A 13,104-nucleotide genomic window follows, 5' to 3' on the forward strand; every position below is an offset into this window, starting at 1 on the left:
CGGCCATGACTATTTCCAACATCGACGATCTGCGCCGGCAAGCGCGTCGCAAATTGCCGAAGATGTTCTTCGACTATATCGACGGCGGCGCGTTCTCCGAGACCACGCTCGCACGCAACACCCAGGATTTCGATGACTGGACGCTGGAGCAGCGTGTGCTCGTGGATCTTTCGAAGCGCGACTTGTCGGCCGAGTTTCTCGGCAGCCGCCATTCGATGCCCGCGATGCTCGCGCCCGTCGGTTTCGCGGGATCGTTCTGGCCCGACGGCGAAGTGCAGGCCGCGCGCGCCGCGACCGACGCCGGCATACCGATGTGTCTGTCGACCTTCTCGGTCAATTCGATCGAGGAAGTGGGCGCTGCCATGCCGCGCGGTCTCGCGATGCAACTCTATGTCTTCAAGGATCGCGAGCTTGCTTCCGACATCATGCAGCGGGCCTGGAAAGTCGGCGTCAACACATTGTTTCTGACGGCCGACACCAATGTGTCGTCCGTGCGCGAACGCGATACGCGCAACGGTTTTCGCACGTCGTCGTCACTGAAGATCGGCACCATGCTCGATGTGCTGTCGCGTCCCGCCTGGTGCGTGCGCATGGGCCTGAAAGGCCGCCTGATGCTCGGCAATGTCAGGGGCAAGGCCGGCGTGCCCGGCAACCTGATGGCGCAGGCCGCGTATCTGTCTGCGAACGTCGACCCGAGCATGAACTGGTCCGATCTTGCGTGGCTGCGGCGCGAATGGCCGGGCAAACTCGTCGTCAAGGGCATTCTTTCCGTCGATGACGCAGGCAGGGCGCTCGATGGCGGCGCGGACGGCGTGTGCATATCCAATCATGGCGGACGGCAACTCGACGGCGCGCGTTCGTCCATTTCGATGCTGCCCGAGATCGCTGCCTTCGTGGCCGGACGCGCGGAAGTATTGCTCGACAGCGGTATTCGTCGCGGCAGCCATATCGTCAAAGCCATCGGTCTGGGCGCGGACGCCGTGCTTCTGGGACGCGCGTACGCCTATGGGCTCGGTGCGGCAGGACGCAAGGGCGTGACGCAGGCGATCGAACTGCTGCGCAAGGAATCCGAATTGACGCTCGCGCTGATGGGCATGTGTTCCATCGAGGAGTTGCGCGCGAATCGCGGTGCGGTTCGCCATCGCGACGAGGGCAGCCAACGCGCGCTGACACGCGAGGTCGAACATCTGCTGGACCATCCGGGCCTTCTTCACGGCGGCCGCGAACAACAAACTCTTTCCCCAATCGTTTCCAAGGAGCGCAGCAATGCCTGACATCGCCGAAAAGTATTCCCCGATGACGCCCTACCAATTGCCCTTTCCCAAGGAAGCGCAAAAGGAAGTCGTCGTGCCCATGGCCATTCCCGATGACGAGCGCGTGTGGGTGCCGCAAGCCGAGAATGTCTCGTTTCGCCCGTTGTGCCTGAACGCATCGCAAGGTTACTGGATGAATCTGCTGCGCGTGCGCAAGTCGGGTGTGCTGAGCCGCCATCGTCATCCGCAAGGCGTGCATGGCATGGTGCTGAAGGGCCGCTGGAAATATCTCGAACACGAGTGGACCGCGACCGAAGGCAGCTACGTGTACGAGCCGCCGGGCGAAACGCACACGCTCTACGTGCCGGAAGACGTGGAAGAAATGATCACGTATTTTCAGGTGAGCGGCGTGATGTACTACTGCGACCCGTACGGCAACTATACGGGCTATGAAGACGTGTTCACCAAGATCGACATGTGCAGACGGCACTATGCATCGGTCGGACTCGGGGAATCTTACGTCGATCAGTTCATTCGCTGAGAAGATCGTCTGCGATCCATTTTCTCGCGCTCAGCCGGTAGTACTACGAATTACGCTCACATCATTCGTTGCATGGGACTCACATGACGTTCAAAGACAATCTCTTCGAAGGAAAGGTCGCGCTCATCTCGGGCGGCAGATCGGGCATCGGGGCGGGCATCGCCAACCTGCTTGCCTCGCTCGGCGCGAAGGTCGTCGCGGCGGGCTTGCCGCCACCCGATGGCGCACCGAACACGGTCGATGAAGCCGTCGAGCAGGTCTCGCTCGATGTGTGTTCGGCACAAGACGTGCAAACCGTGCTGGGCCGATTCGAACGCCTCGATATTCTCGTCAATTGCGCGGGCGTGATCCGGCGCGGCGAGGAGCATGAAGTCGATGTCTTCGAAAAGGTGCTCGATATCAATCTCAACGGCACCATGCGTTTGTGCGCCGGTGCGCGGCCGTTGCTCAGACAGTCGTCCGGATGCATCGTGAATACCGCATCGATGCTGAGTTTTTTCGGCGGCGGTCTCGTGCCCGCGTACAGCGCGAGCAAGGGCGGCGTGGCGCAACTCACGAAGTCTCTGGCGATTGCCTATGCGGCGGACGGCATTCGCGTCAACGCCATCGCGCCGGGCTGGATTGCGACGCCGTTGACGCAGGCGCTTCAGCAGGACGACGCGCGCTCGAAGACCATTCTCGGACGCACGCCGCTCGGACGCTGGGGCACGCCCGAAGAAGTTGCGCAGACGGCGGTGTTTTTGTGCACGCCGGCCGCATCGTTCATGACGGCCGCGATCCTGCCGGTCGATGGCGGCTATCTCGTGGCGTGATGCTTTCCTCGTCGATCCATGCAATGGAACGTCGTAATTCGAACCACCGTGAAATCCTTTCTTCCCGAGCCGCCGGATGACCACTGAAAACACGAACCCGCCGGCGCTGATCGGTCTCGATTGGGGCGCCTCGTCCTTGCGCGCCTACTTGTTCGACGAGACGGGCGCCGTGCTGGATTCGCGTCACTCGGCGAACGGCATCATGCGCTTGCCGAAGCCGCGCGAAATGGGCGGCTTCGACGAAGTTTTCGAAGCGCTCTGCGGCGACTGGCTGGACTCGCGCGCGTTGCCCGTCATCGCCTCGGGCATGATCGGCAGCGCGCAAGGTTGGGTGGAGGCGCCCTACGTCACGGCGCCCGCCAACTGCGCACCATTGAGCGGCGCGCTCAAGACTGTCACGTCATCGCGCGGTGCATCGGTGCATATCGTGCCGGGCATCATCGAGCGGGGCGCGTTGCCGAACGTGATGCGCGGAGAGGAAACGCAGATCTTCGGTGCGCGGGTGGCGCATCCCGAACTCGCCGATGGCGGCAAAACGCTGATTGGACTTCCCGGCACGCATGCGAAGTGGGCGTTCGTCGTCGATGGTCAGATCGAGCATTTCCTCACCTTCATGACGGGCGAAGTGTTCGGCGTGCTGTGCGACTACACCATTCTCGGCCGCACGATGCATCCGTGCGCCAGTCCGAACGAAACGGCGTTCTTGCGTGGCGTCGATACGGCCGTGCGTCTGGGCGATGCCGGCATGCTCGCCACCATCTTCAGTGCGCGCACGCTTGGGCTGACAGGCGAATTGCAGGCGGAAGAACAGTCGGATTATCTGTCCGGCTTGCTGATTGCGCACGAATTGCTCGGATTGTCGAATCATCTCGCGGCCGAGCAGTCCACGCTCAAGGAATGGACACTCGGCCTGATCGGCGATGCAGCCTTGTGCCGGAAGTATGAACTGGCGCTTACCCATGTCGGTTGTCCTGATGTTCGCGTGCTTCAGGGCATGACCGAATGCGGACTTTTTTGTATCGCGCACGACGCGGGGCTGGTTGCATCGCCCGTGCGCGCAAACTGACGCAGGAAGACTCGGCCCATGAATTCAGCATCGAACGATGATTCTTCCACCGCGAACCGGGCACGATTCGACATCGCGCTGGAAGCCTGCCCGTTGATCGCGATTCTTCGCGGCATCGAGGCGAAAGAAGCTGTCGATCACGCGAACGTGTTGTACGAAGCGGGAATTCGCGTGATCGAGGTTCCACTCAATTCGCCGCGTCCGATGGACAGCATCGGCGCGATTCGCCGCGCGCTGCCCGACGATGCCATCATTGGCGCGAGAACCGTGTTGCGCCTGTCGGACGTGCGCGACGTGAAGGAAGCGGGCGGTCAGTTGATCGTCATGCCGCACAGCGATGCGAAGATCATCGCGGCGTCGAAGGCAAGTGCGCTGATGACCGCGCCCGGCGTGGCAACGCCGACCGAGGCTTTCGCCGCGCTGGAGCATGGCGCCGACGTGCTCAAACTCTTTCCCTTCGAACAGTTGGGGCGTGCCGTGCTCAAAGCCTGGCGTAGCGTGATGCCGAAGAGCTGCGCGCTGATACCCGTTGGCGGCGTTCAACCTGCCGACATAGCCTCGCTGATGCAGGCGGGCGCGAGCGGTTTCGGACTCGGCTCGGGCTTGTATAAACCCGCTCAGAGTATCGCCGCGACGAAGGAAAGCGCGCTCGCCTATCAAAGCAAGCTTCAGGACGCTAAACGGTCTTCGACTGCGGCGAGATGCGCTGACGCCCGTGCGTGATTTCCGAGCGCGACGACTGCGCCGCGTTTAGCTGCGCGGCCTGAATGGCATCGATCACGCGCGCGAAGCTCTGCTTCGTCCGGTCGATGTGCGTATCGATCAGCGCAAGCATGCGCTCGATGTCGTTCTCGCGTGCGGCGATTGCGATCTGTCCGTGTTCATCGAAACTGAGATCGGTATGCATCGGCCGGACAGCGAGATGCGTGCGCAACGCCGCGATCTTGCCGCTATGGATGGCGTAGGTGCTTGCCATCAACTGATTGCCGCAACAATCGAAAAAGCACTGATGAAACGCGGTGTCGCATTCGAGATAAGTCCGCGTCCGGCCTTTCTCGCGCGCGACGGTCATGCGTCGCACGACATCGTCGAGGCTGTCCGCGAAGCCGACATGATCCCGCTGCATGGCGCGCGTGGCCGCCGTGCTTTCGAGCGCCTGGCGCAACTCGCAGAGTTCGCGCACTTCGTCTTCGTTGGGCAGAAAAACCGTCGCGCCCCGCTGCGGCAGCACTTTCACGAGCCCTTCCATGCGCAGCAATGACAATGCTTCGCGCACCGGTGTCTTCGACACTCGCAGGATTTCGGCCAGCACCCGCTCGGACAAGGCCTGTCCGAGTTCATAGTCGCCGCTGACGATCGCGGCGCGCAATTTCGCGGCGACGCTTTCTGCCAACGATGTGCTGCGTGCAATGGGCTCCATGATGGGGTCCGGTTCAAGGCAGAAGAAAGGTAAGTCAGAACGCTCGCGGAGATACTCTGAGAAGCCGCGCTCGCACGCGGCGTACGACCCAGCGTATCAGTTGAAAATCAGCGCCGCTTGTCGGTGACTTGACTCAGCATGACGGCCCCGACGATCAGCCCGCCGCGCACAACATATTGCCAGTATTCCGAAACATTCATCAACGTCATACCATTGCCGATGATGCCCAGGAACAGCACGCCGATAAAGGTGCCCCATATGCGGCCCTTGCCGCCGAACAAGCTTGTGCCCCCGATGATCGTCGCCGCGATCACGTCGAGTTCCATGCCCGTGGCGGTCGTGCCGGTGCCCGAGCCGATCTGCGACGCGATCAGAATGCCGCTCAGTGCGGCGAGGCCGCCCGTCAGGATCAGCGTGGCCGACTTGACCCAAGCAACCTTGATGCCCGAGAGACGCGCTGCTTCGGCGTTGCCGCCGACTGCATAGACGGCGCGTCCGAAGGTCGTGTAACTCATGACGAAATGCATGACGAGCACGACCGCGACGAACACGAACGCCGGAAACGGCAGGCCGAACAGCGCACCGTTACCGATGAAGTCGAACCAGCCGGGAAACGTCGCGAGCGGATAGCCGCCCGTGATCAGATTCGCCGCGCCGCGCAACGCGGCAAACAGCCCAAGCGTCGTGATGAACGTGGGCACGTTGAAGGCCGCCTTCATGACGCCGCTGAACGCGCCGCAAGCCATGCCCGCGAGAATTGCCGCGCACGAGCCGATCAACACCGCCGCGACGCTGCCCACCAGCGGCGTGCATGCGCCGACCACCCACGCCAGAATGCAGCCGGCGAGCGCCATGCCGGAGCCGACCGACAAGTCGATCTCCGCGCAGATGATCACCGCCGTCATGCCGCACGCGACGATGCCGAGCATCGATATGGCGCGCATCACGTTGAGCAGATTGGCGAACGTGGCGAAGCCGGGTGCGCAGAACGCCAGCATTACCGCGACGAAAATCAGCACGAATTCCAGCATGTAACGGAACAGCAGCGATTCGCCGGGCTGTTTGCGCTTTGCGGTCGCAGTCGCGTTCGGCATGGTATTTCCTTTGGCGGTCATCGCGCGCCCTCCATCATGATTTGGTAAAGATCGTCGAGTGCGATCGTCTGAGGGTTGACCTCGGCCACGAGCCGTCCGCGATGCATGATCAGAATCCGGTCGCACACTTCGAGCAGTTCTTCCGGTTCGCTCGACACCACGATGGCGCTCATGCCCTGTTGCGCTTTCTCACGGATGATGCGAAAGATCTGCTCCTTCGCCTGAATGTCGATGCCGCGGCTGGGTTCATCGAAGAACATCACGCGGGGATTGGTGTTGAACCAGTTGCCGAGCACCACTTTCTGCTGGTTGCCGCCGGACATCGACGAGACGGGCAGTTGCGGGCGCGGCGCCTTGATCGCGAGATCCGCGATCTGTTGCCGGACCGGGCCGATTTCCATCTGCTGATTGATGAAGCTCAGTCGCGACATGCGCGCGAGGCCGGCAAGGCACAGGTTCTCGTGGATCGAATGCATCTGCACGAGGCCATGTTCCTTGCGGTTTTCGGGTGTGTAGCCGAGGCCGAGCTTTTTCATGCGCGACGGCGAGGGCGCGTGAACACGTTCGCCATGCATGTCGATCGTGCCGCTGTCCAGCGGATCGGCGCCGAAGATCGAACGCAGCAGTTCGGTTCGTCCCGCGCCCAGCATGCCGGCAATGCCCAGCACTTCGCTGCGGCGCAAATCGAACGTGACGTCTTCGAAAACGCCTTCGCGTTGCAGGTTTTTGATCGACAGGGCGGGCTGATCGGCGGGCAACTGGCGCGGTTGCACGCGCGCGGGCACATGATGCTCGCCGAACATGGCACGGACGACTTCCTTCGGACTGGTCTGCGCAATAGGCAGAGAGCTCACGTGATCGCCGTCGCGCAGCACCGTGCAGGTATCGGCGATATCGAAGATCTCGTTCATGCGATGCGTGATGTAAAGCATCGTCACGCCATGCGAGCGCAGCAGCCGCACCAGCGTGAAAAGGCGATCGACTTCACGATGACTGAGCGCCGAAGTCGGCTCGTCGAGCAGCAGGACGGAAGGCGACGTGGCGTACGCCTTGACGATCTCCACCATCTGTTGCTGTCCGACCGGCAGCTTCGAGACGGGATCGTCGGGCGAGACATCGAGGCCGGTCGCCTTGAGCATGCGTTCGGCATCGCGCCGCAACTGTTTCCAGTCGATGCCGCGCGTCAGTCCGCGACGCGTCACGGGCAGGCGTCCGAGAAAGATGTTCTCGGCCACCGAGAGCGTGGGCACCAGCGACAACTCCTGATGCACCATGCGTATGCCGACCGCGAACGCATCCGACGGATGATGGAAATCGCACGGCGTGCCGTTGACGAGCAGCTCGCCGCCATCCGCGCGAATCGATCCCGCCAGAATCTTGAGCAGCGTGGATTTGCCCGAACCGTTCTTGCCCATCAGCGCGTGAATCTGACCGGGCTCGAAGGTGTGCGTGAACGGCCTGAGCGCGACGCTCGCCCCGAAACTACGCGACAGGCCGCGTGCTTCTATGCGCGCGGAGCTTGGGCACGCCCGATTGTCATCGACGATGGATGCGTCCACGGCAAGGGTCTCAATTGACATTTTTAAGGCTTGCCGCGTAGGAAGCGAGCGTCTTGGGGTCATCGCGGCTCAACGGAACGGCGGGCACTTCGATGACCTTGTCGACCGCCTGACCCTTGGCGGCCTTGACCGCTGCCTTGACGGCCTCGCGTCCGATGAGCTTGGGTTGCGCGGCCGTCGTCGCGATCAGCACACCGTCGTTATCCTGAAGAAAGCTGGTCAGTTGCTCGGAGCCATCGGTGCCGAAGACAAACACCTTGCCTTGCTTGTTCATGCGGCGCACGGCCTGAACCGCGCCGACCGTGCCGCCTTCGTTGGCGGCATAGATCACGTTGATCTTCGGATTGGCCGTGAGCATGTCGCTGACTACCGTGACGGCTTTCTCCGCGAGCCAGGCATCCTGTTCGGCGACGACGTTGACCGTGCCGCCCTTGCGCGCTTCGGTCAGAAAGCCCTGCGTGCGCGCCGTGCTCAGTTCGGGCAGTTGCGCCTTGAAGCCGATCAGCCCGACCGTAGCCGTGCCGCCGAGCTTTTCCTTGAAGAATCGCGCTGCAGCCTTGCCGGTTCCGCCGCCCATGATCGCGCCCGACGAACCGACGCGCGCGGCCGGAAAGTCGGCCTTGATATCGGTCGTCCAGGTGACAACCTGAATGCCCTTGTCATGCGCGCGCTTGAGCGCCGGGATCGACGCCTGGTCGCTCAGCGGCGCGATCACGATTGCCTTAACGCCACGGGCGATATACGTATCGATCAGACTGGCTTCCTTCTCCGCCTTGTTGTCCGAGTTGCCGTCCAGCAACTGGACATTTTCGGCTTTGGCTTCCTCGCTCATTCCGCGCGCCACACTGCGCATGAACATGTCCTGTTGGAAGACGATACCAGCCACTGCCATGTTGTCCGCGGCGTGAGCGAGATTGGCTCCGAACACGGCAACAGCGGCCGCCAACGCGACCAAGGTACGTCGATTCATTTTTGTCCCCTTACGTTTCTGAAGAGCCCGATAGCGAGCGATCACCTGATCTGAAGATAAATGACGAAATCGACGGAGCAGCGCACACGTGATGAAAAGACGGTGCCCCTATCAGTAGTTAAATCTCCCGATTTTCTGGAATTTCGTGTCTGGCATCTGGTACACCAGTCATTCTATGTACGCCATCCTTGTCGGAAATCCGTAGTTTCACCTAGGACACCGACGCACAGTACTGATAGTTGCTCCGATTTGGGGGCGGATTAACTCGGCTGAGTCCGTCGACGAAAACTTGAGCGCGTTGAGACCGCGTCGGCAGCTGCGAGAATGCCGAAGATCTCGTGCACGTCGCCGAAATGCGCTGGCGCATTGAGCGTGACTACCAGGACCTCAAGCAGGAGTTTGGCCTTGGACACGTCGAAGGGCGTGGGTGGCGCGGATCTCACCACCACGCCTGGAAATGTATCGCCGCCTATGGATTTCTCGTTGCACATAAAGGAGGATTTCATGGCGCATGCACTCGAAGCCGCACGCTTGTTGCAAGCCAATCGAGACGATCGTCGTGCGTGTGATGCGCCGTCACGCACGCATCGCGGTGAACAGGTTCGGGCCAAGAAGGCGCTTGAAGGACTGAAGAAGCAACGCGCACTGAGCATCGCTGATAAGAACGAAGCGATTCTCGAGGTCAGTGCAAAAACGATGAGGGAACGGGGGGCGGCTGCGCCGCCCCAACCCCACAACCTGAACAGAAACATCCGTTCAAAACCCGACATCTCTACTTAGCGGCAACCCCGACGTTTGAACTTAGCAGCAACATATTTAGATCGCTATCTAACCGTTCCATAATAGGCTGGTGAGTCTCGACCTTTCGAAGAGCATAGGGGAACTTGTTAGTGTTTGCGCTATCTTCGCTTTGAGAATCGACTCAGGCGCGATGGAAACACTTCGGACCCTCTGTGCGGTCAACGGCTTCAAATTTCGGCCACCCCAATGCGATACTGATTTACGAAAGCGGGCCAGTCGACATGTTGCGCCAGCGGGAGATCGTCGACCACCACGACTTTCGCTCGTGCCCGGCAGAAGAGAGCGATGCATGTCGCGGGGAAATTATTCCGCGAGGGATAAAGCAGACCGTCGAAGGCTGGGATGCCGCTGTTGTCGAGCGCTTTGTGAATCTGCCGAGAGATACGCTGCGTGTGGATGTAACGTCGGCTCGCCAGTTGGCCGAGATTGAGGCCAAATTCCCTCGCCATCACGCCTGGCGCGGTCATGTCAGCCAAGTTCAGTCGCTCGACTACGCCGACAGCAGCACAATGCGTCCACGAATCTCGGTTAGCGTAATGGTACGCGAACGGCTCCGGTGCCATTGGTGCTGATGGAAGACCGACTCCATCAATACTGTCGGAAGGTCGAAGCCCAAGTACAGGATCCCATAGTCACCGGTCGGATCGTCGTGTCGATTTGCGGAGCTTGTACCAAAATAGAGCGGCGTGGCGGCGTATTCGACTCGGCTGATGTGCTGGAGCAGTTCTCCGGCCGCAATGACGCGGCTTGGAATCGACAAAGTCAAACCGCTTCCTCACCGTGCACACCGACCGCGTTGAGGACAACCTCGACAAGTCGATCAAAGTTACCTGGCGTCACGGCTTCGATAGGTGAGTGACCACCGAGCGCATCATTTCGAGAAGACAGCGCTCGATACAGCGTCCATGAGTCAACCGATGCGGCTCGAATGAGCGCTTCGCGCGTAAATTTGAGCTTCAGCGGATCAAGCTGCCAATCAGGCAGTCGCTGACCCCGACGACCCACGTCTAATGAGAGAAGGCGCCGAGGCTGTGCTGACAGATCTTTATAAATCTGTTGGCGCGACTTGTGTGCGAACCGCGCAAACTCCGTCAGTGGAATGTTCCCGGGTGCATCGTATGCGCGCAACAACGCTGCACGTCCGCGCTGCACATCGGTCGCCGACGGCTGCCAGGGTGACTCGGCCCGAAGCGAGCGTGCTTTCGCTCGCAGGTCCGTGTTGAGCTGGAGGGGCGAGGGCGCGGCTTCCGCAAATTTCTCTCGAATCAACGCGTTCAGCTCTGCGATGAAGGCATCCTTGTCATCGATGCGTACGGCACGTTCGAAACGATGAGCGTCTTCAGCGGTGATCTCTGGGAAGTCTATGGCGGGCATTGGCTTGGACATGGTTTGGCCTCGTGCGAGACACATACCAGCACTTTGAACACTTTTGTCGCGTTTGTCAACTTTGTCGCCTTAGCCTGGCTTCCTGGCCGCGCGGCGAGCGACTGCAGTTGGGCTTGACAACGGTGATGAAGGCGACTGGTGAAATGGGCCGCCTGATTGCAGCCACGCACAATTGGATTCCAACATCTCGCTGCGCTCAAAGCGCAGCTGAACCGAGGCAGCAGAACGTTGCGCCACGCTCGACGTCATCGCAAGTGAACGTCAACCGAGATCAAGCAGCCACAGAAGCCTTCGCGAACGTCCGTTACCGCAGCGGCGCGCGCAGTAACCACGCTGCAACGACATTTCCCGCGCCTTTCCGCGAAATTCCGCCCCGAAGGTGCCGCTTAAGGTATGGATTCTTGTGGACATGCTTGCCCGAGCGGCGTCGCTCGGACTGAGCGAGCGAGACGCTCGTAACAGCGTCAAGCCATGGTGCCGCGGCCCACGAACATGTCTCATCGAAGGCGCGGTGCGCGTAGACCTTAACAGTGCGAATGCTGGCGTCGTTACCGTGACCGTAGTGGAGTATGGGAACACTCGGCTCGCGCGGCGGGAGCAGTTCTCAAAACCTTCATGATTAACCGCGTTGACCTGGTAAGCACCATGCAATGGCACAGTGAACTTGACATAACTAACATTAACGCACTTTTAATTGTAGCGGCTAGATTGTAATGTCCGTATATGGACTCCTCCTCGTTTGCAAACACTCCGCGTGTCAGCCCTAGTATCGATCGCTCACGTATATCCGGTCTCATGAAGCTGCGCCTCAATGAGGCAGCGGACCCTGATGGGCTATTCGCGCGCTGATTCCCAATCGCTTTTACGGGCTCGAAGCCCCGGACATTAGCGGGTTCGATCAGCGCCGGTTCGACCTGTTGGCCATCATGCGGCTTGTTTTGCAATCTTAAAGAAGGTATCGCTAGTCGCGAACGACTTTACTGCGCAGCCAGCCTTGGCTGGTAATCTGTTTGCCGTGTGATCATCGCCCACGCGATCCTCGTAGTCTTGTTCGCCAAGGCGACCGCGGCAACGTTGGGATGCCGGCTTGCCGCAATACGCATGACCCAGAGACTTAGCGCATCAGTCCTGCGTTTGGCCATCTGGATCATCGCTCGAGCGCCGTGAATCAAGAGGCAACGCACATAAGAATCGCCTCTCTTACTGATTCCGAGAAGCCGTTCCTTGCCGCCTGAACTGTTCTGCTTGGGCGTCAACCCCAGCGATGCAGCCATCTGTCGTCCATTGGCAAATTGCCTGGCATCGCCCACTGCGGCCAACAAGGCCGTGGCGACCATCGGACCGACGCCACGCAACTGCTGCAGACGCACCGCTACGGGATCAGATGCCGCGATGGCAGTGATTTCGCGGTCTAGTTGTGCTATCCGATCGTCCAGTGAGCGCAGGTCTTCCCAGATCCCCGTGAGCAGTCGACGGAAACGATCACTCAGACCGCAGTTGGTATCTTCGAGCCAAACAGGAACTGCGCGTCGTAGCTGAAGTATCTGTTTGGGAGCCACGAGACCGTACTCGGAGGCCAAGCCACGAATCTGGTTTGCTTTCGCGGTTCGTTGCTCCATCAGTCCAGTGCGCACCCGGTGAGCTGCCTGCACGTCTTGTTGCCCGACCGTCTTGACGGAGACGAAACGCATGCCAGGCCGACTTATCGCTTCACAGATAGCTTCAGCATCGTTGGCGTCGTTCTTATTGCTCTTGACGTACGGCTTCACGAACTGCGGAGCGATAAGCTTGACCGTATATCCAAGCATCTGGAGACGCCGTGCCCAATAGTGAGCCCCGCCACACGCCTCCATTCCGATCTGTGCATGCAGGGGAACCGTTTTGCGCAGGATATCCAGCCATTCATCGCGTGCAAGCTTGCGACGCCAGACCGTCTTCTCGCGTCGATCCACGCCGTGAACTTGAAAGACATTTTTTGCGAGATCGATCCCGACGCGAATGATGTCCATCTTGTGTTCCTCCTGATTGACCGGTTGAAGACAACTGCAATCATGCGCCCTGTTCCCGCGGGGTGAGGAGGAGTCCATCCCATTGCTTTTAGCCAGATTCAAATGTCCGCTTCGAACCGCCTAAGCTTACCCCGCGCCGATGCTTCGGCGCAGGAGACCGCGATGGCTGCAACGGACACGATTACCATGTCGA

At 60.4% G+C, this 13,104-nt stretch carries 14 protein-coding genes and 1 pseudogene; 7 read left to right on the forward strand and 8 right to left on the reverse strand.

Features of this window, described 5'->3' with window-relative positions; all coding sequences use genetic code 11:
- The first annotated feature begins 5 nt into the window (after positions 1–5).
- The 5 genes from NCR98_RS22915 (at position 6) to NCR98_RS22935 (ending at position 4,395) form a co-directional block, all read left to right on the forward strand.
- Positions 6–1,274: an alpha-hydroxy acid oxidase gene (locus NCR98_RS22915; protein WP_250527418.1), complete on the forward strand. Its 1,269-nt coding sequence runs from the start codon at positions 6–8 to the stop codon at positions 1,272–1,274.
- Positions 1,267–1,794, forward strand: coding sequence for a 2,4'-dihydroxyacetophenone dioxygenase family protein (locus NCR98_RS22920; RefSeq protein WP_250527419.1), 528 nt, complete (start codon positions 1,267–1,269; stop codon positions 1,792–1,794). The genes NCR98_RS22915 and NCR98_RS22920 overlap by 8 nt, the downstream gene beginning before the upstream one ends.
- A gap of 83 nt (positions 1,795–1,877) precedes the next feature.
- Complete coding sequence (locus tag NCR98_RS22925) at positions 1,878–2,606, forward strand: SDR family NAD(P)-dependent oxidoreductase (RefSeq protein ID WP_250527420.1); 729 nt, start codon at positions 1,878–1,880, stop codon at positions 2,604–2,606.
- 76 nt (positions 2,607–2,682) lie between these two features.
- Positions 2,683–3,672, forward strand: a complete 990-nt coding sequence (locus tag NCR98_RS22930; protein WP_250527421.1) for a 2-dehydro-3-deoxygalactonokinase — start codon at positions 2,683–2,685, stop codon at positions 3,670–3,672.
- Positions 3,673–3,690: 18 nt separating this feature from the next.
- Positions 3,691–4,395 carry a 2-dehydro-3-deoxy-6-phosphogalactonate aldolase gene (locus NCR98_RS22935; RefSeq protein WP_250527422.1) on the forward strand — a complete coding sequence of 235 codons (705 nt, stop codon included), beginning with the start codon at positions 3,691–3,693 and terminating at the stop codon, positions 4,393–4,395.
- On the opposite strand, the gene NCR98_RS22940 is transcribed toward NCR98_RS22935, so the two are convergent.
- The 4 genes from NCR98_RS22940 to NCR98_RS22955 all read right to left on the reverse strand — a co-directional run bounded on the left by NCR98_RS22940 (position 4,349) and on the right by NCR98_RS22955 (position 8,715).
- On the reverse strand, positions 4,349–5,092 hold the full coding sequence (locus tag NCR98_RS22940; RefSeq protein ID WP_250527423.1) for a GntR family transcriptional regulator: 744 nt from the start codon (positions 5,090–5,092) through the stop codon (positions 4,349–4,351). The two genes, NCR98_RS22935 and NCR98_RS22940, sit on opposite strands and share 47 nt — an antisense overlap.
- A 107-nt stretch (positions 5,093–5,199) precedes the next feature.
- The gene (locus tag NCR98_RS22945; RefSeq protein WP_250527424.1) at positions 5,200–6,186 is read right to left on the reverse strand and encodes an ABC transporter permease; all 987 of its coding nucleotides are present in this window, start codon (positions 6,184–6,186) and stop codon (positions 5,200–5,202) included.
- A gap of 17 nt (positions 6,187–6,203) precedes the next feature.
- Positions 6,204–7,766: a sugar ABC transporter ATP-binding protein gene (locus NCR98_RS22950; RefSeq protein WP_250527425.1), complete on the reverse strand. Its 1,563-nt coding sequence runs from the start codon at positions 7,764–7,766 to the stop codon at positions 6,204–6,206.
- Positions 7,756–8,715, reverse strand: a complete 960-nt coding sequence (locus tag NCR98_RS22955; protein ID WP_250527426.1) for a substrate-binding domain-containing protein — start codon at positions 8,713–8,715, stop codon at positions 7,756–7,758. Before NCR98_RS22955 ends, NCR98_RS22950 begins: the two co-directional genes overlap by 11 nt.
- A gap of 335 nt (positions 8,716–9,050) precedes the next feature.
- Here NCR98_RS22955 and NCR98_RS22960 point away from each other — a divergent pair.
- Positions 9,051–9,209 (forward strand): annotated as a pseudogene (locus NCR98_RS22960) (transposase); the annotation flags it as partial.
- 474 nt (positions 9,210–9,683) lie between these two features.
- On the opposite strand, the gene NCR98_RS33690 reads toward NCR98_RS22960, so the two are convergent.
- The 3 genes from NCR98_RS33690 to NCR98_RS22970 are packed head-to-tail and all read right to left on the reverse strand — an operon-like array spanning position 9,684 to position 10,902.
- Positions 9,684–9,983 (reverse strand): RES domain-containing protein, encoded by a 300-nt coding sequence (locus tag NCR98_RS33690; protein WP_502799798.1) that lies wholly within the window; start codon positions 9,981–9,983, stop codon positions 9,684–9,686.
- 23 nt (positions 9,984–10,006) lie between these two features.
- Complete coding sequence (locus NCR98_RS33695) at positions 10,007–10,282, reverse strand: RES domain-containing protein (RefSeq protein ID WP_502799796.1); 276 nt, start codon at positions 10,280–10,282, stop codon at positions 10,007–10,009.
- Entirely contained in the window at positions 10,279–10,902 is a 624-nt protein-coding gene (locus tag NCR98_RS22970; protein ID WP_250527427.1) for an integrase, read from the reverse strand. Before NCR98_RS22970 ends, NCR98_RS33695 begins: the two co-directional genes overlap by 4 nt.
- 343 nt (positions 10,903–11,245) lie before the next feature.
- Here NCR98_RS22970 and NCR98_RS22975 point away from each other — a divergent pair, with 343 nt between their 5' ends.
- Positions 11,246–11,521 carry a ProQ/FINO family protein gene (locus NCR98_RS22975; protein WP_502799799.1) on the forward strand — a complete coding sequence of 92 codons (276 nt, stop codon included), beginning with the start codon at positions 11,246–11,248 and terminating at the stop codon, positions 11,519–11,521.
- Positions 11,522–11,879: 358 nt separating this feature from the next.
- On the opposite strand, the gene NCR98_RS22980 is transcribed toward NCR98_RS22975, so the two are convergent.
- Positions 11,880–12,911 (reverse strand): IS110 family RNA-guided transposase, encoded by a 1,032-nt coding sequence (locus NCR98_RS22980; RefSeq protein WP_250470253.1) that lies wholly within the window; start codon positions 12,909–12,911, stop codon positions 11,880–11,882.
- Between the last annotated feature and the right edge of the window lie 193 nt (positions 12,912–13,104).

It is taken from the genome of Caballeronia sp. GAWG2-1 (genome assembly GCF_023631405.1).
Classification (GTDB): Bacteria; Pseudomonadota; Gammaproteobacteria; order Burkholderiales; family Burkholderiaceae; genus Caballeronia.